Consider the following 20,047-nt stretch of genomic DNA (forward strand, 5'->3'; position numbering starts at 1 on the left):
CACTGAAATTCAGTGGATTTTTTATTTATTTAGGATTCAAAAAATTAGAACAATTCAAGTTGTTGGAAAGTCGGTGGCGGTTCTTCCTTATTTCTGGCAAAGAAGATTTCAATGTCCCCAAATTGTTTATCAGTAATACACATAATGGCAACTTTACCCGCTTTCGGAAGCATAAACTTGACTCTTTTGATATGAACCTCAGCATTTTCCCGGCTCGGACAATGGCGAACATACATCGAAAACTGAAATAATGTGAAACCATCATCAATGAGTGCCTTACGAAAGCGGTTCGCATCTTTCATATTAGCCTTGGTCTCAGTCGGCAAGTCGTATAACACTAAAACCCACATAATTCGATAGGCATTAAACCTTTCGGCATTCATATCAGTTCAGGATAGGAAATCAATCGTTTTTCTCCTGTATAGCATTTGTAAAGCGATGACGCGGTCATTTTTACCGCAACCAGCAACGGTCTTGTTTTGTCATCAATACGCACATCTTTGGTCGCAATCTGGAGAATATGCGCCTTGAATTCCTTCGTCAATTCTTCTGTGGCAGGATAAATTTTTAGCCACTGCATCACTAACAAATCAACGAACGGACGATAAGGCTCCATCAAATCATCTGCAAGGCAATACGGATTGTATTTATTTTTGTGAAAAATACCAAGAACGGGCAATAGTCCTGTTTCTACAATGGCTCTTGCAACAATACTTCTCAAAACGGCATACCCGAAATTGAAAAACTGATTAGGCGAATCTCCGAAACGCTGTCTCAAAAAATCCAGACTGATGAGATATTTCCAGTAATGTTGCGCCGCAATGCCTTCCATATTGGTAATATCTCCGGATTTTACATTTCTTTGATATTCAATCATGGGTTCGTAATAATTTTCCAACTTTATCAAAACGTTTTTCTGATTTTCAATCTTACATTCCACAGTTTGTTTCCAAAGTTGTTTTTTTAAAGGCTCGCTGGCTTCCAGCTGATCTTTTACCCTATCCGAATGTTCTGTATGCCCATACAACGGCAACATAATTCCGTGTGGCAAATGATGAGCATCACAACTCACAACCACCACATTATTTCCCATCATTTTTTGAATTAGATTATGAGAAATAGTAATTTGAAAATGGTCCAACATCAACAATCCCAAATCTTCTACCGGAACACTGCCCTTTTCGGTTTTGGTTTCCGGACAGAGGATTTTCATCTGCTCATCTTTGAGTTTCAGATAAGCGGGATTGCCGATGTAGATGGAGCGGGTTATCATTTTAAAAATTCCAATTTATTGTACCATCAATATGCATTTCGAAATCTTTGCCTTCTATTGCAAAATTCCACTGTCCTTGTCTTAATCTTAAAAATATCTGTCTTTCATCGAAATTAATAGACGAATATTCTGGATTATCTTTTTTCAATTCAGTATCTATACCTGCTGCTAAATGATGTCTAAACTTTATTCTTCCGTCTTTTTCAAATTGATACATTTTAAACATTCTATTGGATAACTCAGGTTTTTCTAAATCTTTTAATTCGTAAATACTTTCTTTATAAAACAAGACTTTATCACCGTTTTTTAAGACAGAATAAAGAGGTAGCTGTATCTTATTTTTCCCTTTTCCTGCTTCAAAATTTGAAAACTCTGGCTCGACAAAAAGATTTTGAATATTTTTTAATTTGAGTTCCGCTACGTCTATAATAGAAAGAATTCTCATAGCTTTACCGGAATCACTTTTGTAAAACAGACAATATGTGTTCTCACCATTAGTTGCTAATGTAGACTTTTTATATTCTTTGCCTGAAACAAAACTGTGATTATGAACTTTAATTGCTGTTGCATATTTTAACCCGTTTTCAAAACAGCGTATTGTTCTTATTTTGTTGACTTTATTTCCTTTTTTATCAAGCATATAAACGCCTTCGGTTAAAGCTGTTTTAAAATCCGATTCTTCAACTTGCCTTTTAATTATTTTAAACAAATCTTTATCAACAATTGCTTTTTCAATTTCTTCAAGACTTTTGAATCCCGGAGAATTAGCATCCTTTTTATAAACCAAAGGTTTTCTGACAGCTAGAAAAATTTCATCTGTAAGAATCATTTTTCTATTATCATCAAACAAAATCTTATTATCCTTATCCCTTACAGGCTGTTTGATGGCTCCATAGAAAGTTTCTCCATGCAACTGCCCACGAATTGTATCACCTTTTGCAACTCGTTTTTTTCTATTGCCTGATTTGTCTGTATCATAAACTATTTTTCCTCTTTTTCTTATTGTTTTAGATGTTTGAGTAATAGTTCGGCTATCCGTCAAATTATTAATTAAAACCTTATCTTTTAATTCCAAAATATAATTTTCAGAAAAATTATTCCAGCCCATAGGAAGTTCGTGATATGTTTTTCCGGTTCTGTTATCAATTTCGTTTTGGTAAGCCTTAATAATTCTTTCTCTATGAAAAGCATTTGGAATTAACGTAAGAATTGCGGCATCCTGAGCGTGATGACTGTGTACACTTCTGTCTTTTTTAGAATCCCTTGATTGTACCTTATAAACTTTCTTAAAAATATCCGTGACACCACCTTTCTCTACAGAAACCCTTTTGAACAGTGTTTTAAAATATGGCAAAGCGTACTTTGTAATAATCTGAGTATCTCTCAACTGATTATTTCTCCATCCAGCTTTATATTCTGTAATCGTAAAGGTTGCTAACTTGGATTTCAGATAATCCAAATCCATTTTTATGGTGTGATATTTTACAATACAAAAATCTTTATAATCTCTTGTACTTGCATAAGAAGCCTTCTTTTTCCATTCATCAAATAGTTTTTCAAGCTCCTCAATTTTCTTCCAAGTAACTATTTTCTCTGTTTTGCCTTTTAACTCTTTGTATTCTATTTTTCTTTCTCCAAAAATAAATTCGATATTCCTGATTATTGGATTATAACTTTCACCATTAATAAACTGCTCAGTATCATAATTAGCTAATTGTGTCGGAAATTTCTTTCCTTTTTGTAAACGGTTATATCCCGAGTCGGCAATGGTGAGATTTTTCAATTCGTTATCAAAACTAATACTCGCAGGAATTGTATGTTCAAAATCATACTTGCTACCAATGATTAAGTCTGAAAAGGAAATTGGCTTGCCTGTATAAAGGCAAATTTTGTTTTGTTCGTGCCACAATCTGATTTTACGAACTAATGTATCTTCATCGATAAGATTCACATTAGGAAACTGTTCCCGATAAATTGCAAGTTCTTTTCTGTAAGTATCATTTTCTTTTTCTCTTTCCTTTTGCCAAATCTCAATTGCTTTTCTTTTATTTTTGTCGTTGAGTTCTCTTGCAATCTCAATCACTACTCTTGTTTCTTCATCTATCTTTCCTGTCTGTAAAAGATAATTCACCAATTTTTTCAGTTTATGCAAAGACTTCAACGCCATAGGATTTTTAAATCCTTTGCTCAGTGGCTCTGGATTGCCTAATAATTTTATTTCCCGACCTTCAAACTCTGCATCTGGATTTCTTGTCAAGAAACCGCCTCTGTTTTTTTCTTTAATATAATACTTTTTCTTACCTAAAGAATATTCTAAATAATTTTCTGCTTCCGCATAATTTTCCTGTTCAGACGGATGCCAAAGATATTTCTTCTTATCTTCTGAAACATGGTAAGTTTCTCTTAAAAAATTAAATATCTTTTGATCAATTCTTTCAGGCTGTACAAAAAGATTCTTCTTATCAAAAAAAGATTTCTTTAAAAACTCAAGGTATTTTACTGAAACGTATGTAACAATATTTGCTTTACTTTCTTCTTCAAGTTTATCCCAGCTTTCCTGTCCGTAATTGTCAATAATACTTTTTAAAACAAGTTTGTTTTCAGTACTATCCAAGTTTCTGTCGTCAGTAATGTAATAACGGTTTTCATCATTAAGCATTTCTGATATCAAACTGTTAACAATCGTTGCATTCTTTCTGTTTGCTGAATCTTGATTTAAAATCTTAAAAATCTCTTCGGAGAAATGATTAATAAGTGTTTCGGAAATTTTATTTTCCCCAAGCATCTTATAAAGGTTAGCCATATATACGGCATGGCTGTATAAAAACCCCTTTTGTAAATAGGGAAGAATTTTCTTAATTGCAGAAAGGCTTAAAGTTGCAAAACCTTGTTGTAATTTGATTTTAGAAAATTTATTCGCTTTTTCTTCATCTAAATTTAATTTCTCTAAAGCAAATTTCTTAAGATTTTCTTGTCCGTCAAAAGTCATTAGGACGTGCCATACATCTTCAAAAGTATATTCAGTGTGAGATTTTTTAATAGGCTGCGAACTTCTTTCTCCGTTAATATCCCATTTTAATATATCTTTCCAGTCTTCTCCAAAAACATCCTGAAACTGTTTAAGTAATTTTACAGAAAGTACTTTCGTTTTCTCATGATGCTTTGATGTTCTTTTGGCTCCATCTTTCTTAAGTTGCTTATCAATATCGATTAGTTCAAAATCTGGTTTTGACTTGTAAAATAATGGATAAATCTTGGTTTGAGTATATTCCTGCTTATCTTCATTTAAAGGTGGGATAATATTTAAGTTATTAATAAAAACCCAGGTTCTATATTCCTCATAAAGAGGATGAGTTACCGCTACTCTTTTTTTTCCTTTTTCATAAATACAGTTTCCGATCAAGCCTTTCTGTGTTCTTAAAGGACGCTGCCAAATAATTGCTTTCCATAGTTTAGAATAATCTTCTCTAGAAATATCGTGTAAATCACAGATAATTTTTAATTCTGTTTCGCTATCTTTTCTGAGATTATATCTTTGTCTTATTCTTCCTCCGAAATCTTTTTGATAATGATATAGTGCAGCACCTAAAGTTTTGTATTTCTCTAAATATTCTTCAATATCATTTCTTCCTTTTGTTCCGTTTTTATCACTTCCGGTTAACATCGTCTTAGCTTCTTCCTCATCTCTTCCTTTAAAACCTCTTCTTTGAACAAGCTGATAAAAAACTCTTCCTAATATTTTAGGATTGTTTACAAATACATCTTTATATTCTGGATTACCTACAAAGGCTCTAAAAACGTAGTAACTCTCATGTTTGTCTTTTCCGAACAAGTGAAAGTCCGGCAGACCGTCACCATCAAAATCAAATCTTATCCAATTCAGAAATTCTTCGGATTGAGGGTATTCTCTTTTCTTACCTTTTCTGTACGTTTTCCAATTATTAAAATCTTCGATAGACAGAGGACACATATTTCTTTCAATAAGAAATTGTAAAATTCCGAACTTTCTGTATTTTTCAGCTTGGTAATTTCTTCTTTTACCTCTGCTCTCCGTTCTTTTCTGAACTTTAGGAAATTCATTACCTTTTTCTGAAGCAACGCCTTTCTCAAAAGTAATCACTCCAAAATCTTCTATCTGATTGCCATCTAAGTCTAAATTTCTAATTGCCCAACCGGTACTATTACTACCAAGGTCAATTCCTAAAACTTTTTTCATAAAATTATCACACTGGTTATCAATTACATAATACGAATATACAAAAATTCAGGTTCATTACATATTAAATATAAAAAATAATTATATATCTTTGATTTAGAAAGTGAAAGTTTATTTCCGGAAATAAATTGAATACGCCCTCCAAAAGCATATTCTGACCTTAGATGTTTAGCTTTCTTTCTAATTATTTATTAATTAAATTAATTAATATGTAAGTTGTGAATTGCTTTAATCCCTGTATTATCAGGGATTTTTAAATTTACAATGTTTTTTCTGTAGTAAATTACGGTTTTCCATATTTACAATAAAAAAATTGTTTTTATATTTGTAAAAAGCAATTCACAATAAGGCTAAAAGCCGAAGAAAATCTTTAATCCTGCGTACTCCGTGGGATTTTTATTTATATAGAAGTCATTTTCTCATAATTGATATTAAATTAAAAAATATAATATTGTCAAAATCAATCTTCAATAAGATATCTTACTAAAACAAAAAGTCTGTATTTTAATCCTTTTAAAAATCCTGAATGAATACAACTGAATTTATCCAAAATCAACTAAATATCCCCGCCAATAGCATTGGAGCGACACTTCAACTTCTGTCTGAAGATTGTACAATTCCTTTCATTGCGCGTTACCGAAAAGACAAAACAGGTAACCTGGATGAGGTGGCAATTGAAAATATCTCAAAACTGAACAAACAGTTTGAAGATATTACCAAACGTAAGGAAAGCATCCTGAAATCTATCGAAGAACAAAATGCTTTAACAATCGAACTTAAACAAAAGATAGAACAGAGTTTTGACCTTCAGGAGTTGGAAGATTTTTATCTGCCGTACAAAAAACGGAAAAAGACAAAAGCAGATACGGCGAGAGAAAAAGGATTGGAGCCTTTGGCAAAGATCATTATGGGTCAGCGTTCTGATGAAATTGATATTATCGCTTCAAAATATATCAATAGTATCGTTGCTGATGAAGATGAAGCGCTACAGGGCGCAAGGGACATCATTGCAGAATGGATCAATGAGAATCTCTATGTCCGAAAAAACCTGAGAAGACTTTTTCAACGAAAGGCAATGATCTCATCCAAACTAGTCAAAGCTAAAAAGGATGACGAGGCCGCTCAGAAATTCTCACAATATTTTGAATGGCAGGAAGCTTTGAACAGAATTCCGTCTCATCGTTTATTGGCTATGTTGCGTGCAGAGAATGAAGGTTTTGTAAAAGTATCGGTTGACATCGAAAAAGATGAAGCACTTGATCTGATCGATAAAGCTATTATTAAAAGTAATAATTCATCTGCCAAACAGATAGAATTGGCAATTACAGACGCTTACAAACGTCTTTTGGAACCTGCGCTTTCCAATGAAGCCTTGCAAGAAGCTAAAGAAAAAGCGGACATCAAGGCCATTGAGGTCTTTTCCGCAAACCTTCAGCAATTGCTACTGGCCTCGCCTTTGGGAGAAAAAAGAATTCTGGCAATCGACCCGGGCTACAGAACTGGCTGTAAAGTCGTTTGTCTGGATGAAAAAGGCGACCTGCTTCACAACGAAAATATATATCCGCACGCACCACAAAACGAGACAGGAATGGCCATGAAAAAAATCCGGTCCATGGTGAACGCCTACAACATAGAAGCCATCTCCATAGGAAACGGAACAGCCAGCCGTGAAACCGAATTCTTCATCAAGAAGATCGCATTCGATAAACCTATTCTGGTTTTTGTGGTTTCGGAAGCCGGTGCTTCGGTTTATTCGGCGAGTAAAATTGCCAGAGATGAATTCCCGAATTACGATGTCACAGTTCGTGGTGCGGTTTCCATTGGGCGACGTTTGGCCGACCCACTAGCCGAGTTGGTAAAAATCGACCCAAAATCCATTGGTGTCGGACAATATCAACACGATGTAGATCAGACCAAACTGAAAGAAGAACTGGACAATACCGTGATTCGTTCTGTAAACTCGGTCGGAATCAATCTGAATACCGCCAGTAAAGCATTATTAAGCTACGTTTCCGGAATCGGAGAGAAAATGGCAGAGAATATCGTGAATTTCCGGACAGAAAATGGTGCTTTTATAGAACGAAAAGATTTGAAAAGAGTTCCAAGGCTGGGTGAAAAGGCTTATCAGCAAGCCGCTGCTTTCGTAAGGATCAAGAATGCGAAGAATCCTCTGGATAATTCGGCCGTGCATCCCGAAGCTTACAAAACGGTTGAAAAAATGGCGAAAGATCTGGGTTTGAAAACCGAAGATCTGATTTCCAATAAAGAGAAAATTGCTTTGATAAATCCTGAGAAATATGTAACCAACGACATCGGAATTCTGGGAATCAAGGATATTTTAAAGGAATTGGAAAAGCCAGGATTAGACCCAAGAAAAGCAACCAAAGTTTTTGAATTCCACCCGAATGTAAAATCGATCAAAGATGTAAGACCCGGAATGATTCTTCCAGGGATTGTCAATAACATTACGGCTTTCGGATGTTTCGTAGATCTGGGAATCAAGGAAAGCGGGTTGGTGCATATCTCTCAGCTGAAAGATGGTTTCGTATCTGATGTGAATGAGGTGGTAAAGCTTCATCAACACGTCCAGGTCAAAATCACAGAAGTGGATGAGGCGAGGAAAAGGATTCAGCTGACGATGATTTTATAAAGACAGAAAAAGCGACAGTCATTTGTCGCTTTTTGTATTTTATCGAAGATGGATGATAAGATGCTTCATTCTCTAAAAATCCTTACTACTCCTTTTAGGCTCTTTCACATCCGGCCATTTTGCCGGTTCGCCTTTTTCGTTGTTGGGCATGATGCGCTTTTCCCGGCTTACAAATTCCGGGTCCTCCGAAGCCATATAAGCTAAAGTAGCAGTCAGGATCACATTATTTTTCAACTCATCAAAAACGATCTTGTCATAAGTATCTTTTGTCGTGTGCCAGGTGTACCCGAAATAACCCCAGTTAAGCGAACTCAGGGAAAATCCCGGAACTCCTGCTGCCACAAACGATGCATGGTCAGAACCACCACCTCCGGGCATTCCGGGGAAGTTAGTTTTAATCTGGTCTTTTACTTTTTTAGGTGCGGCATCCAGCCATCTTCCGACATAAGCATAAGAGTCTTTGAAACCCTGCCCGCTGATGTCCACCACTCTACCTGTTCCGTTATCCTGATTAAAAACGGCCTGCACACCTTTGATAATTTCCGGATTGTCAGCTACAAAACCTCTTGAACCGTTCAGACCTTGTTCTTCGCTTCCCCAAAGTCCAACGACAATGGTTCTTTTTGGGTTTGGATAGTATTTTTTGAGGATTCTCATAGTTTCCAGCATTGTCAGAGTTCCCGTTCCATTATCCGTCGCACCTTGCGCACCGTCCCAGGAATCGAGGTGAGCGGAAAGAATCACATATTCGTTCGGTTTTTCCGAGCCTTTTATCATCCCGATGGTGTTGAAGGATTTGGCTTCCGGCAACACTTTGGATTGAGCATCCACTTTGACTCTCGGTTTTGCCCCTTTTTCTGCCATTCTGTAAAGCATTCCGTAATCTTCCAAATCGACATCGAACATTGGGATTGATTTGGTTTTAGCACCGAAAATACGGTTAGTGCTGTGGATTCCGGTCCAGTTGGAAATGGCGATTCCCGCAGCTCCTGCTTTCTCTAAAGCTTCCGGCAAAGTAGAATTATCATAACCGATTGATTTGATATAATCTGCAAAATCCTTTTTAGCTTGTTCTTTTTCAGCTTTCAGTTTTTCATATAATTCGGGAGTTGCAAACTCTTTGATTTGTTCGTCTGAACGTCCGATTTTCTGGTATTGTGCCATCAAAACGATTTTACCCTTCACCGAAGGTAGCCATTTATCAAATTCGGCTTTAGAAGATACTTTTGGAAGAATAACCACTTCTGCTTCTACCGATTTTTTAGTTGCCGGACTCCACGCCAATTGTGTAGCAGATAAGGTTTTGGTTCTTGGATAAACCAAATCTACGTGTGTTGTTCCGCGCTGCCAGCCTTTCCAGGTTCCGAATTGCTGAAGATCAGCTTCGATTCCCCAAGATTTCAGTTTGTCGGCTGTGTAGTTGTTAGCAGCCAACATTTCGGGCGTTCCAACAAGACGTGGTCCGATTTCATCCAAAAGTTCATAAGCCATATCTTCTAATTGGGAGTTATTATTGACTTCGTTAACGAAATTTTGAATGATGGGCTTAAGTTGTTCTTCGGATTTGGTCTGAGCGTTGACCAAAGTGATCTGAGCTGCAAAGAAAACTGCAGACATTGTTAAAAACGTGTTTCTCTTCATATCTTTTATTTGATTCCGATAAAGGTAAGGATTATGATTAAAAAAATGCCTCGAAAAAGAGGCGTTTATTGTAATATTAATAATGATTCTAAGTCGAATATACTAAGGATTGGTCGAGAAAATGGATGCATTCGCAATCATTGCTCTTCGGTTCATTTTCAGGATATCTCTTAGCCATTCTGCGAAATCTTCCGGCTGAAGAACCTTGTCCGGATTACCGTCTGTCAAGCCACCGTTGATGCTCATATCGGAAGCAATTGTACTCGGTGTCAATGTAATTACACGGATATTTTGCTTTCTCCATTCTGCCATCATCGACTGCGAAAGAGAAACGACAGCCGCTTTGGAAGCCGCATAAGCTGACATATTCGCCCCCCCTTTGAGACCAGCAGTAGAAGCAACATTTACGATGTCACCTTGTCCTTTTTCTTTCAAAAACGGATAAACAGCTTTCGCAGTGTAATAAACGCCGAAAAGATTGGTTTTAATCACTTGTTCCCACGTTTCAGACGGCATTTCCTCGATGCTTCCGAAGTCTCCGATTCCTGCATTGTTGACCAGAATATCGATTCCGCCTAATTCATTTGCCAAAGATTCGATTCCTGCTTTTACTTCTAATTCATTATCGACGCTGAACACTGCGTAAGCTACTTTTACGCCGGTTTGTTTCAGTTCGTTAGCTGCTATTTTGAGATAATTTTCGTTTCTTCCCGTGATACCAACATTCACACCTTCGTTGGCAAGAATCTGAGCTACAGCTTTTCCAAGTCCTCTTCCTCCACCTGTGATAATGGCATTTTTACCTTTAAGATTCATAATCTGATTTATAAAATTTGAAGGTGCAAATTTACCAAACACACGTTTAAAATCCGAATAAAGTCTTATGATTTAATACAAGTTTATCATTGAGAGATTCTATAAAAAGTCTTCGAGAACCTCAGACTGACAATGTTCAGACATTTCGACAAGCTCAATGTGACAAGAGTATTAGAACTTTCACACTGAGTCTCTCGAAGTGTTCTTTAATTCAATTGGATTTAATTGCGTCGGGCTTTAGCCCGATGTTAATTTAAAATCAAGATTGGCTTTAGCCGAAACTTACATTTTGGCTAAAACTAGATTATTAAAAATTTCTAAGAACGGGCTAAAGCCCATTCCTATTAATGGTTCTTCAATTGGTCAGGAATATTGGTTGTAATGAATTGGATACCTTGGTTTTTGAGTTCTTCGTAAATTTTGATATCATTTACAGTCCAGGAATTCGTAATCAAACCAAGCGAATTGGCTTCTGAAATCCAGGTCGGATTTTTCTCGAAAACACTGTAATGATAATCCAATCCGTCCAAACCTTCGGCTTTGATTTGCTGTGGCGAAAGATTCCCTTCCAGATACTGGACTTTTGCAGAAGGATTCTGTTTCTTGATTTCTTTACAAATATTAAGACTGAATGAGATATAATCACTTTGGCTGTCTAGTCCTAGTTCTTTTACAGTTTTCAGAACCTTTGTGACCATTTCGTTTTCACGTTCTTTGGATTTGGTTGGTTTGATTTCGATGATTAATTTGACGGAAGCATCTTTTTTGCCTTGTTTCAGATAATCTTTCAGGGTTGGGAGTTTTTCTCCATTGGATAATCTCAGCTTTCTTAAATCAGAAAAATCCGTTTCCGAGATTTCCATTTTACCGTGATGTTCATCATGATTGACAACCAGTTCCCCGTCTTTGGTCATATGAATATCGAATTCGGAACCATAAACTTTCAATTTCTGAGCATTTTCTAAAGCTTTGATAGAGTTTTCACTAGTTTTTGGTTGTGTATTCCAGAACCCACGATGGGCGATAATCTGAGTTTGGGCGTTGATAAACATAGTTGTGGCGAGAGATAAAATGCAAAATACGTTCTTCATTTTTCAATTTTTAGGATGACTAATTTAGTCAATTATTATTAAGGCTTCGAGAACCTCAGCCTGACAGCGTTTAAACATTTCGATAGTTCGTCAAGCTCACTACAGGCTTCAATCAATGTGACAACAGCTGTCATCCTGAGGCTCTCGAAGGATAATCAATTAGATTCTCGAAGTGTCTAAATTTATAACTTTCTTGGTTGTAAACTTTGATGTTTTGGTTATTTTTGCTTTAAATAAATTTTTCCAATGTCCGAAAACATTCAGCAAAAGATAGAATCCCTGAGAGAAGAACTTCATCAGCATAATTACAGTTATTACATTTTGGATGAACCTTCGATTTCTGATTTCGAATTCGATGCCAAGCTGAAAGAACTTCAGGAGCTGGAAAAGGCGCACCCTGAGTTTTTTGATGCCGGCTCTCCTACTTTACGTGTCGGAGGTGGAATCACGAAGAACTTCCCGACCATCCAACATCAGTACAGAATGTATTCTCTCGATAATTCTTACGATTTTGACGACCTCGAAGACTGGGAAAAACGAATTATCAAAACGATTGATGAGCCCGTAGAATTTGTAGCTGAATTGAAATATGACGGCGCTTCGATTTCCATTCTTTACGAAAACGGAAAATTGTCGCAGGCCGTAACACGTGGAGACGGTTTTCAGGGTGACGAAATCACTAATAATGTAAGAACGATTTCTGATGTTCCTTTGACCTTGAAAGGTGATTTTCCTAACCGATTTTTTATCCGTGGCGAAATTTATCTTACCAGAAAAAACTTTGATAAAATCAATAAAGCTCGTGAAGAGGAAGGTTTGGATTTATTTATGAATCCGAGAAATACCGCCAGTGGAAGTCTGAAAATGCAGGATTCCGGAGAGGTGAGAAAACGTGGATTGTCGGCCGTTTTGTATCAATATATTTCGGATGAATTTCCGGCAGATACGCATTGGGATATCCTTGCAAAAGCCAAAAACTGGGGTTTCCGGGTTTCGGAAGACCAGGCGAAATTGTGTAAAACATTGAATGAAGTAAAAGAATTCATCACATTTTGGGATACCGAAAGACACCAATTACCTTTTGAAATTGACGGCATTGTTTTGAAAGTTAATTCATTAAAACAACAAAGACAATTGGGTTACACCGCCAAATCGCCACGTTGGGCAATGGCTTATAAATTCAAGGCTGAAAAGGTGGAAACTGAACTTTTGAGCGTTTCTTATCAAGTTGGAAGAACCGGCGCCATTACGCCCGTTGCAAATCTGAAGCCTGTTCTGCTGGCCGGAACAACAGTAAAGCGTGCTTCTCTTCACAACGAAGATATCATCAAAAAACTGGACCTGCACGAGCACGATTTTGTGTACGTCGAAAAAGGCGGCGAAATTATCCCGAAGATCGTTGGTGTGAATACTGAAAAACGAACGCTTTTACAAACCCCAATCGAGTACATCAAAAATTGTCCGGAATGTGGAACTGAACTGATAAAAATTGAAGACCAGGCGATCCACTTTTGTCCTAATGAACTGCATTGTCCTCCACAAGTAGTGGGAAGAATGATTCATTATGTTTCCAGAAAAGCTTTGAATATCGAGAATCTTGGCGGAGAAACGATTGAGCAGCTTTATCGCGAAAAATTGGTTGAAAATCCTGCTGATTTTTACACATTGACAAAAGAACAGCTTCTTCCGCTTGAAAGAATGGCGGAGAAATCTGCTCAGAATATTCTGGACGGGATTGAAAAATCGAAAGAAGTTCCATTTGAAAAAGTATTATTCGGAATCGGAATCAAACACGTCGGGGAAACGGTGGCGAAGAAATTGGTCAAGAATTTTTCTACTATTGATGAATTGAAAAATGCGACTTTGGAAGAACTTTGTCAGGTTGAAGATATCGGAATGAAAATCGCAGTCAGCATCACAGACTTTTTCCAGAATTCTGAAAACATCCTGATGATTGAACGTTTGAAATCTTACGGTGTTCAATTGGAAAAAGGAGAAAACACGAATGAAGTTTTATCCAATGTCTTGGAAGGAAAAACTTTTCTATTCACTGGTAAGTTATCGCTTTTCACAAGAGAACAGGCTGAAGAAATGGTGGAAAAACACAATGGAAAAAACATCTCTGCCGTTTCGAAAAACCTAAATTATCTGGTGGTCGGCGAAAAAGCTGGCAGCAAACTGAAAAAAGCACAAGACATCGGAACGATTACTATTCTGGACGAGCAGCAGTTTTTGGATTTGATTGGATAAAAATAAAAAAAAAACAATAAAATGAATGAAAATATAGAAATATTTAGGGAAAAAGTTGAAAATACATTTGACATAAAAGGAAAGGAATTAATTTTTTTGTTTATGATTACTTTTTCGAGATTTGAATGTGCATTAAAGGAATCTTCGTTTCATAATCATTCGCCAGAAAGATTAGAAGTAAATTGGGACTTATTTATAAAAAGCATTCAAGACCAATTCAATCCTGACATCACTACTGAATTAAAAAATGCAGTAAACTATATTATAAATCACCCACCAAAAATCCAAATCTATGATAATAATTGTGTTCTGTGGAAACAACGTGTCTTTAGTAACGAACCACTGATAAAAAAATTATCAATTTGTATAAGAACTGTACGAAATAATCTTTTTCACGGTGGGAAATTCAATGGGACATTCAAAGAAGATGAAAGAAGAAATTATAAATTATTACATAATTCAATAATAATATTTAATGATTGGCTTAATTTAAACGATGTTGTCAAAGAAAACTTTCAGAATGATATAAAATAAGTAATTTTTACACAATAACTTTTTATTTTCAATCTTTATAAAACACTAATAATAATGGAAACAATACTTATTGGCTGCTTAGTAGGAGGAGCATATTATTTTTCAATAACTCTTTACAAATATGCATCAAACTCTTCAAGATTTACACATCTCCAAATCTTGTTATTATATATATTTATAATTTTCCCACCCTTACAATATGTAGCAATTTCAATATTTTACACTTATAATTATTTGAAGAATACTACCAATAAAAATAGAAAAAAACTAAGTGATAATAAAATTAAAATCAATACTTTACAAGATTCACAAAATAAATTAAATGAGCTAAGAAATTCGAATATAATCAGCGATATTGAATACCTTGAAAAGAAAGCAAGAATAGAAAACCAGATTGATAAACATATAATTGAAAATAGTGTAGAATATAAAAATCTTGAATCACTTTATAAAAATGGCATATTGAGCGAGTGCGAGTTTAAGCAAAAAATAGACTTATTACAAAGTTTAGAGAAAAAAAATAGAAACTCTGAGAGCGACATTATTTGCAATTTTAATATTATTGAAGGTTATCACGAGGGTTTAGCTCTAGCAATTGACGAAAATCTTAATTATGGTTTTGTAGATGATAGTAGAAATACCATTATTCCATTTCAATACAACTTGGCCCAAAATTTTTCTAATGAGCTCGCTGTGGTTATGGTTGGTAATAAATATGGTTACATTAATAAAGAAAATGTGATGCAGATTGACGCAATTTATGATTTAGCTGAACCATTTTCAAACAATATAGCAAAAGTTAATATAAATGGTGAAGAATATATAATTGATAAGAACGGAGAAAAAATTTAGAATTATTTATTATAATCTTATCTACTTGCAAACTGAAGAAGGCCCAGGATATCGGAACGATTACGATTCTGGATGAGCAGCAGTTTTTGGATTTGATTGGATAATTTGAGTTGGAGGGTTTGAGAGTTTGAAATTGGAAGCGTTTAAAACCAATGATGATTGAATGTTGAATCACCTTAGCCCTGATGGGAACGGCATCCTTTTTTGGCATTGCGGTGAAAATTTCTAAAGATTACTTTACTTCGTTCGCAATGACAAAAAAGATATAGTGGACAGCAGGTTCCGGCTCCTAAAAATTAAACTCTCAGATAATTTTCTGAGAGTTTTTTTCTACTGATTCTTCTTCAGCCATTCCAAACGTCTTTGGTCCGGAAGATGCTTGACCGAGAAGTTTTCGAATGTGGCTTTGAAACCGTTTCCATCCGGACTTGCGGCCATAAAACCAACCTGAACCGGCGTATTGTCCTGCAGGTAAGCGTTTCGCATCATTACGTAGTCTTTGTCATCAAATGAATAGAAAATCTCAACGGCATCCAATCTCCTTACGGCTTTTATCCAGACAAACGGTGGTATTTTTTCCAGAACAATCACACTCCAGTCACTGGTTTTATGAGTCACTACGGTGCTGAGATTGAATTTCCCATCAACGAATTCAACACCGGCTTTTATATAATTTTGTTCATCGATCCTGAGCATCAGTCCCATCTGGTCAAAACGGGCTTTGTAATCACCGGTGATTTTGACTTTGGTCTCAAATTCTCCGCCGTAAGTTGAATAATAAAATGGTGCATCATCAACCGTAAAACCATAATGCGAAATTCTCCAGTAATCGCTCTGTGGCGTGACGGTCATTGTGAGCTTTTTGTCTTTGATTTCCCATTGAGAAGGCTCATTGAACCAGGTCATTTTTTCTAAAGATTGAGCTTTGAATGTTTGGAATATTATAGACATCAATAAAGATGCAATTATTATTTTGTCCATAAAAATGTTATTTTGAACCATAAAAAGACACAAAAGAAGAATTCAGCAGGTTGTTAGTTTTTGGATTATAAGAAATAACATAAGCTTTAAGTTTTTCTGAACTAAACTTCTGTGCCTTTTGTGGTTGATTTATATCTCTCTGATGACTTTGCAAGGATTGCCGACGGCCAGAACATTGGCAGGAATATCCTTCACAACTACACTTCCTGCACCAATAACCGCATTATCGCCAATGGTAACACCCGGAAGAATACTGCATCCTGCACCAATCCAGACATTATTACCAACGGTAATAGGCAGCGCATATTCCAGAGCTTTGTTTCTGTTTTCCACATCCAGCGGATGATTTACCGTGTAAAATCCACAGTTTGGTGCAATGAAAACATTGTCGCCGAAAGTCACTTTGGCACAATCGAGAATTACGACATTCACATTGGTATAGAAGTTTTCCCCAATCTCGATGTTGTAACCGTAATCGCAATAGAAAGGTTGCTCTATCAGGAACATTTTCCCGGTTTTTCCCAGGAGTGTTTTGATGATGCCTTTTCGCTCCTTCATTTTGGAAGGCTGAATCTGATTGTAACGGAAGCATAAATCCTTACTTCTTTCCCTTTCTTCCACCAAAGTGGCATCGCCTGCATCATAAAGCTCGCCGGAGAGCATTTTCTCTTTTTCGTTCAGATTATTCATTGTATTTTTACATATTAACAAGGCAAATTTAGTTGCTTAGTTGTCAATAATCAATACTGATAAATAACCATTCTGATGCAAACCGTACAAGCTGACCTCAACGATCAACTGCTAAAACAAGATTTTGTTTTCTCAACCGAAACAGAGCAATTACAGTTGGAGCAATGTCAGATAATGGCCCGCAACTTTGTGGAACTGGAAAACGGTATTGCCATTCTTAGCGACCTCAAGAATAACAAAAGCTACATCTACTCCGGAAAGATTGCGGATGAACTGCATATCTTTCAGAATCAAGCCAATCTGGAAATCGAAAGTATTTGGGAAGATGAACTGTTCAACATTCTGAATCCTGGCGACGTTTTGCAGAAGCATATTCTGGAGCTTCAGTTCTTTCAGTTTATCAAGACGGTTGCGTTTGAGAAACGAAAAGATTTCAGTGTTATCAGTAAGCTGAGATTATCGGGAAGTTCCAAATCTTTAATTCATAAAATGTTTTATTTTTCGGATGCATATCATAAAAATGTAGAACTGGCACTTTGCCTTTATCATTTTGACTTCCTGCCCTCCTCAGATTATACAGGAATGATCATCAATACGACCAATGGAACCATTATCCAACAGACCGAGGCAGAGAATTTCAACTTCCTATCAGCCCGTGAAAAGGAAATCCTAAAGATGATCCAATTAGGAAAAAGGAGTAAGGAAATTGCGGAACTTCTCTTCATAAGTGTCAATACGGTGAATCGTCATCGGCAAAATATCCTTGAAAAGATGCGTGTTTCTAATACTACCGAAGCTTGCACGCTGGCAGCCAAGCTGAAGTGGATTTGAATGGGTTGGAGAGTTTGAGAAATTTTTTGAGAAACAATCTTTGCTCGAGCGGGCAAAAATCTTTGTCAGAATTCCTATTTATCGCCGGTCATTTCCTTCAGATTCTCGTCCTTCATCTTAGCCTCGATTTTCTCGACTTTCAGGCTTTGTCTCAGGTAACCAAACAGGCTCATGTACCAGTTGGCAATCCAGACCAATGAAAAAAATGCCAAGAGATAGCCTCTCCAATCATCATACAGTAATTGAAATTGCGTAATGATCAAAAAGATGATGCTGATGTAATGGCTGAAACAATACTCGCAGGTGAAGAGATAGAAAAATTTTCTTTTGACAATAGATTGTGTGCTGCCACAGATCTTTTGACAATACTCCCTAGGTTCGCGGAAGATCTCTTCGTGTGTCACAGTCCACGCAATGCAGGCAACCGGAATGGCTATCAGTAAAAGATGAATAATCTGGGATAAAAGTGGCATCATAACGCTGGTCTTGAATTGATTGTTACTTTTTATTATTAAAATCAATGCCAAAAAAACTCAGAACCAATCAAGATTCTGAGTTTCTAACAAATAACTAAAAAAATAAATATTAATGCGCTGAGCTAAGGTCGATTTTCTCGCCTTTGCCTTTTCGCTCTTTTACAAACAACACAAACGGAATACATATCAGGAACATCAATCCCAGATAAAGGAAAACGTCCATATATGATAAAACGGTCGCTTGCTTCGTAACAGAGAAATCAAGCATTTGATAAGCTGCATCTAACGCTCTGTCCTGTGTATATCCTTTTGCTATAAAACTCGCTTTGAGAGCTGCAACTCTCTGCTGAACATCAAAATCGTTGACATCCAGGTGCGATACAAGATTGCTTCTGTAAAGCTCACTTTTGTTAGCAATGAAAGTTGTAATCGCTGCAATCCCGAACGAACCTCCCAACTGTCGCATCATTCCTGTGAAAGCAGCGCCTTGTCCAATTTCAGGACCTTTCAGCGTACTCAGTGATAATGATGTAATCGGGATGAATAGTAAACCTAATCCCATTCCTCTCACGATCAGCATCCAGAAGAATGCGTCTTTTCCTGTGTCCGGTGTCAGGATTTTGTAACCCCAGAAACTGTAAACGAAAAAGATGAATAAGCCTAATGCTACCAATATCTGCTGTTTCGCCCCTCTGGTCAAAAGCTGACCAATGATTGGCATCATAAAAGCGGTCGTCAACGCGGCCGGAATCATCAGTGCTCCGGATTGTAATGCCGTCCATCCCAAAATACTCTGCGTATAAAGCGGAACGATAAACGTTGAACCATATAACCCGAATCCTAAAATGAAGGACATCACGGTTCCAATTCTCAGGTTTCCGTTTTTGAGAACCCGGAGTTCTACAATCGGATATTTAAAGGTGAGTTCCCGCCAAATGAACAGGACGAATCCTACAACAGCAGTAATCGTCAATACGACAATGGCTTTACTTGCAAACCAATCGTCCTCGTGTCCTCTTTCCAAAATATATTGTAAAGAACCTACGAACGCTGCCAATAATCCAATCCCAATCCAATCGACATCGGAAGCCGAACGCTTCTCAGAATATCTCGGACTTTTTACGAATTGTAGTGTCAGTAATGTTGCAATAATCCCCAACGGAATGTTGATGTAAAAGATATAAGGCCAGCTGTAATTGTCAACAATATAACCTCCCAATGGCGGACCAAGCGTTGGTCCGATAATAACTCCCAATCCGTAGATGGCCTGGGCCATACTTCTTTTCTCGATAGGGTAAGATTCGGTGATGATGGTTTGTGAAGTCACCAAAAGTGCTCCTCCACCAATCCCTTGCATCAAACGAAAAAATACCAGTTCCCAAATATTGGTCGCATTACCACAGAGAAAAGAGAAAATCGTGAATATGATAATGGATACCGCAAAGTAATTTCTACGTCCGAACTGTTGGGATAACCAGCTCGTCATCGGAACGATAATCACGTTACCGATAGCATAAGCCGTGATAACCCAGCCCACTTCGGAGAGTGTCGCCCCAAGATTACCTTTCATCTCGTTCAGTGCCACATTCACAATTGTGGAATCCACAATCTCAAGAAGTGCACACATAATCGCCGTAATGGTAATAATGGTTCTGCGAAATCCATATTCTACTAATGAATCGTCTTGCATAATTTCTTAGTTGGAAGTCAGAGGTCGGATATCAGGAGTTTTTAATAACTCATGCT

15 protein-coding genes are annotated in these 20,047 nt (G+C 36.8%); 5 read left to right on the top strand and 10 right to left on the bottom strand.

Features of this window, described 5'->3' with window-relative positions; genetic code table 11:
- Nucleotides 1-44: 44 nt before the first annotated feature.
- From cas2 to cas9, 3 genes are read right to left on the bottom strand one after another with little or no spacing between them, the layout of a single operon-like run.
- Nucleotides 45-383 carry a CRISPR-associated endonuclease Cas2 gene (cas2, locus tag K319_RS0116065; protein ID WP_007842732.1) on the bottom strand — a complete coding sequence of 113 codons (339 nt, stop codon included), beginning with the start codon at nucleotides 381-383 and terminating at the stop codon, nucleotides 45-47.
- Nucleotides 380-1,273 (bottom strand): type II CRISPR-associated endonuclease Cas1, encoded by an 894-nt coding sequence (gene cas1 / locus K319_RS0116070; protein WP_027384528.1) that lies wholly within the window; start codon nucleotides 1,271-1,273, stop codon nucleotides 380-382. Before cas1 ends, cas2 begins: the two co-directional genes overlap by 4 nt.
- A 1-nt stretch (nucleotide 1,274) precedes the next feature.
- Nucleotides 1,275-5,489, bottom strand: a complete 4,215-nt coding sequence (gene cas9 / locus K319_RS0116075; RefSeq protein ID WP_027384529.1) for a type II CRISPR RNA-guided endonuclease Cas9 — start codon at nucleotides 5,487-5,489, stop codon at nucleotides 1,275-1,277.
- A gap of 526 nt (nucleotides 5,490-6,015) precedes the next feature.
- Here cas9 and K319_RS0116080 point away from each other — a divergent pair.
- On the top strand, nucleotides 6,016-8,139 hold the full coding sequence (locus K319_RS0116080) for a Tex family protein (RefSeq protein WP_027384530.1): 2,124 nt from the start codon (nucleotides 6,016-6,018) through the stop codon (nucleotides 8,137-8,139).
- A gap of 72 nt (nucleotides 8,140-8,211) precedes the next feature.
- Here the strand turns inward: K319_RS0116080 and K319_RS0116085 are convergent, their stop codons facing one another.
- The 3 genes from K319_RS0116085 to K319_RS0116095 all read right to left on the bottom strand — a co-directional run bounded on the left by K319_RS0116085 (nucleotide 8,212) and on the right by K319_RS0116095 (nucleotide 11,687).
- Complete coding sequence (locus tag K319_RS0116085) at nucleotides 8,212-9,780, bottom strand: M20/M25/M40 family metallo-hydrolase (RefSeq protein ID WP_027384531.1); 1,569 nt, start codon at nucleotides 9,778-9,780, stop codon at nucleotides 8,212-8,214.
- Between the two features lie 102 nt (nucleotides 9,781-9,882).
- Nucleotides 9,883-10,596, bottom strand: a complete 714-nt coding sequence (locus K319_RS0116090) for a 3-ketoacyl-ACP reductase (RefSeq protein ID WP_027384532.1) — start codon at nucleotides 10,594-10,596, stop codon at nucleotides 9,883-9,885.
- A 344-nt stretch (nucleotides 10,597-10,940) separates the two neighbouring features.
- Nucleotides 10,941-11,687: a glycerophosphodiester phosphodiesterase family protein gene (locus K319_RS0116095; protein WP_027384533.1), complete on the bottom strand. Its 747-nt coding sequence runs from the start codon at nucleotides 11,685-11,687 to the stop codon at nucleotides 10,941-10,943.
- A 246-nt stretch (nucleotides 11,688-11,933) separates the two neighbouring features.
- Between K319_RS0116095 and ligA the strand changes: the two genes are divergently transcribed.
- From ligA to K319_RS0116110, 3 genes are read left to right on the top strand one after another with little or no spacing between them, the layout of a single operon-like run.
- The gene (gene ligA, locus K319_RS0116100; RefSeq protein WP_027384534.1) at nucleotides 11,934-13,937 is read left to right on the top strand and encodes an NAD-dependent DNA ligase LigA; all 2,004 of its coding nucleotides are present in this window, start codon (nucleotides 11,934-11,936) and stop codon (nucleotides 13,935-13,937) included.
- Nucleotides 13,938-13,958: 21 nt separating this feature from the next.
- Nucleotides 13,959-14,471 (top strand): hypothetical protein, encoded by a 513-nt coding sequence (locus K319_RS21165; protein ID WP_051230760.1) that lies wholly within the window; start codon nucleotides 13,959-13,961, stop codon nucleotides 14,469-14,471.
- A 54-nt stretch (nucleotides 14,472-14,525) separates the two neighbouring features.
- Nucleotides 14,526-15,323, top strand: coding sequence for a WG repeat-containing protein (locus tag K319_RS0116110; protein ID WP_027384535.1), 798 nt, complete (start codon nucleotides 14,526-14,528; stop codon nucleotides 15,321-15,323).
- Between the two features lie 330 nt (nucleotides 15,324-15,653).
- Here the strand turns inward: K319_RS0116110 and K319_RS0116115 are convergent, their stop codons facing one another.
- Both K319_RS0116115 and K319_RS0116120 read right to left on the bottom strand, forming a co-directional pair.
- Nucleotides 15,654-16,304: a DUF1349 domain-containing protein gene (locus K319_RS0116115; protein WP_027384536.1), complete on the bottom strand. Its 651-nt coding sequence runs from the start codon at nucleotides 16,302-16,304 to the stop codon at nucleotides 15,654-15,656.
- Between the two features lie 129 nt (nucleotides 16,305-16,433).
- Nucleotides 16,434-16,994, bottom strand: a complete 561-nt coding sequence (locus K319_RS0116120) for a sugar O-acetyltransferase (protein WP_034671986.1) — start codon at nucleotides 16,992-16,994, stop codon at nucleotides 16,434-16,436.
- Nucleotides 16,995-17,069: 75 nt separating this feature from the next.
- On the opposite strand from K319_RS0116120, the gene K319_RS0116125 reads away from it, so the two are divergent.
- Nucleotides 17,070-17,825: a response regulator transcription factor gene (locus tag K319_RS0116125; RefSeq protein WP_027384538.1), complete on the top strand. Its 756-nt coding sequence runs from the start codon at nucleotides 17,070-17,072 to the stop codon at nucleotides 17,823-17,825.
- Nucleotides 17,826-17,899: 74 nt separating this feature from the next.
- Here K319_RS0116125 and K319_RS0116130 read toward each other — a convergent pair whose 3' ends face one another.
- Together K319_RS0116130 and K319_RS0116135 are read right to left on the bottom strand one after the other, a co-directional pair.
- Entirely contained in the window at nucleotides 17,900-18,301 is a 402-nt protein-coding gene (locus K319_RS0116130) for a hypothetical protein (RefSeq protein ID WP_235696123.1), read from the bottom strand.
- A gap of 109 nt (nucleotides 18,302-18,410) precedes the next feature.
- Nucleotides 18,411-19,991: a DHA2 family efflux MFS transporter permease subunit gene (locus K319_RS0116135; RefSeq protein WP_034671988.1), complete on the bottom strand. Its 1,581-nt coding sequence runs from the start codon at nucleotides 19,989-19,991 to the stop codon at nucleotides 18,411-18,413.
- Nucleotides 19,992-20,047 lie beyond the last annotated feature (56 nt).

The organism is Epilithonimonas caeni DSM 17710 (genome assembly GCF_000426465.1).
Classification (GTDB): Bacteria; Bacteroidota; Bacteroidia; order Flavobacteriales; family Weeksellaceae; genus Epilithonimonas; species Epilithonimonas caeni.

Excerpts from the sequence above, each read along its gene's own strand:
- cas2 (WP_007842732.1), bottom strand. The coding sequence starts at position 383 with ATGAATGCCGAAAGGTTTAATGCCTATCGAATTATGTGGGTTTTAGTG.
- cas1 (WP_027384528.1), bottom strand. The coding sequence starts at position 1,273 with ATGATAACCCGCTCCATCTACATCGGCAATCCCGCTTATCTGAAACTC.
- cas9 (WP_027384529.1), bottom strand. The coding sequence starts at position 5,489 with ATGAAAAAAGTTTTAGGAATTGACCTTGGTAGTAATAGTACCGGTTGG.
- K319_RS0116080 (WP_027384530.1), top strand. The coding sequence starts at position 6,016 with ATGAATACAACTGAATTTATCCAAAATCAACTAAATATCCCCGCCAAT.
- K319_RS0116085 (WP_027384531.1), bottom strand. The coding sequence starts at position 9,780 with ATGAAGAGAAACACGTTTTTAACAATGTCTGCAGTTTTCTTTGCAGCT.
- K319_RS0116090 (WP_027384532.1), bottom strand. The coding sequence starts at position 10,596 with ATGAATCTTAAAGGTAAAAATGCCATTATCACAGGTGGAGGAAGAGGA.
- K319_RS0116095 (WP_027384533.1), bottom strand. The coding sequence starts at position 11,687 with ATGAAGAACGTATTTTGCATTTTATCTCTCGCCACAACTATGTTTATC.
- ligA (WP_027384534.1), top strand. The coding sequence starts at position 11,934 with ATGTCCGAAAACATTCAGCAAAAGATAGAATCCCTGAGAGAAGAACTT.
- K319_RS21165 (WP_051230760.1), top strand. The coding sequence starts at position 13,959 with ATGAATGAAAATATAGAAATATTTAGGGAAAAAGTTGAAAATACATTT.
- K319_RS0116110 (WP_027384535.1), top strand. The coding sequence starts at position 14,526 with ATGGAAACAATACTTATTGGCTGCTTAGTAGGAGGAGCATATTATTTT.
- K319_RS0116115 (WP_027384536.1), bottom strand. The coding sequence starts at position 16,304 with ATGGACAAAATAATAATTGCATCTTTATTGATGTCTATAATATTCCAA.
- K319_RS0116120 (WP_034671986.1), bottom strand. The coding sequence starts at position 16,994 with ATGAATAATCTGAACGAAAAAGAGAAAATGCTCTCCGGCGAGCTTTAT.
- K319_RS0116125 (WP_027384538.1), top strand. The coding sequence starts at position 17,070 with ATGCAAACCGTACAAGCTGACCTCAACGATCAACTGCTAAAACAAGAT.
- K319_RS0116130 (WP_235696123.1), bottom strand. The coding sequence starts at position 18,301 with ATGATGCCACTTTTATCCCAGATTATTCATCTTTTACTGATAGCCATT.
- K319_RS0116135 (WP_034671988.1), bottom strand. The coding sequence starts at position 19,991 with ATGCAAGACGATTCATTAGTAGAATATGGATTTCGCAGAACCATTATT.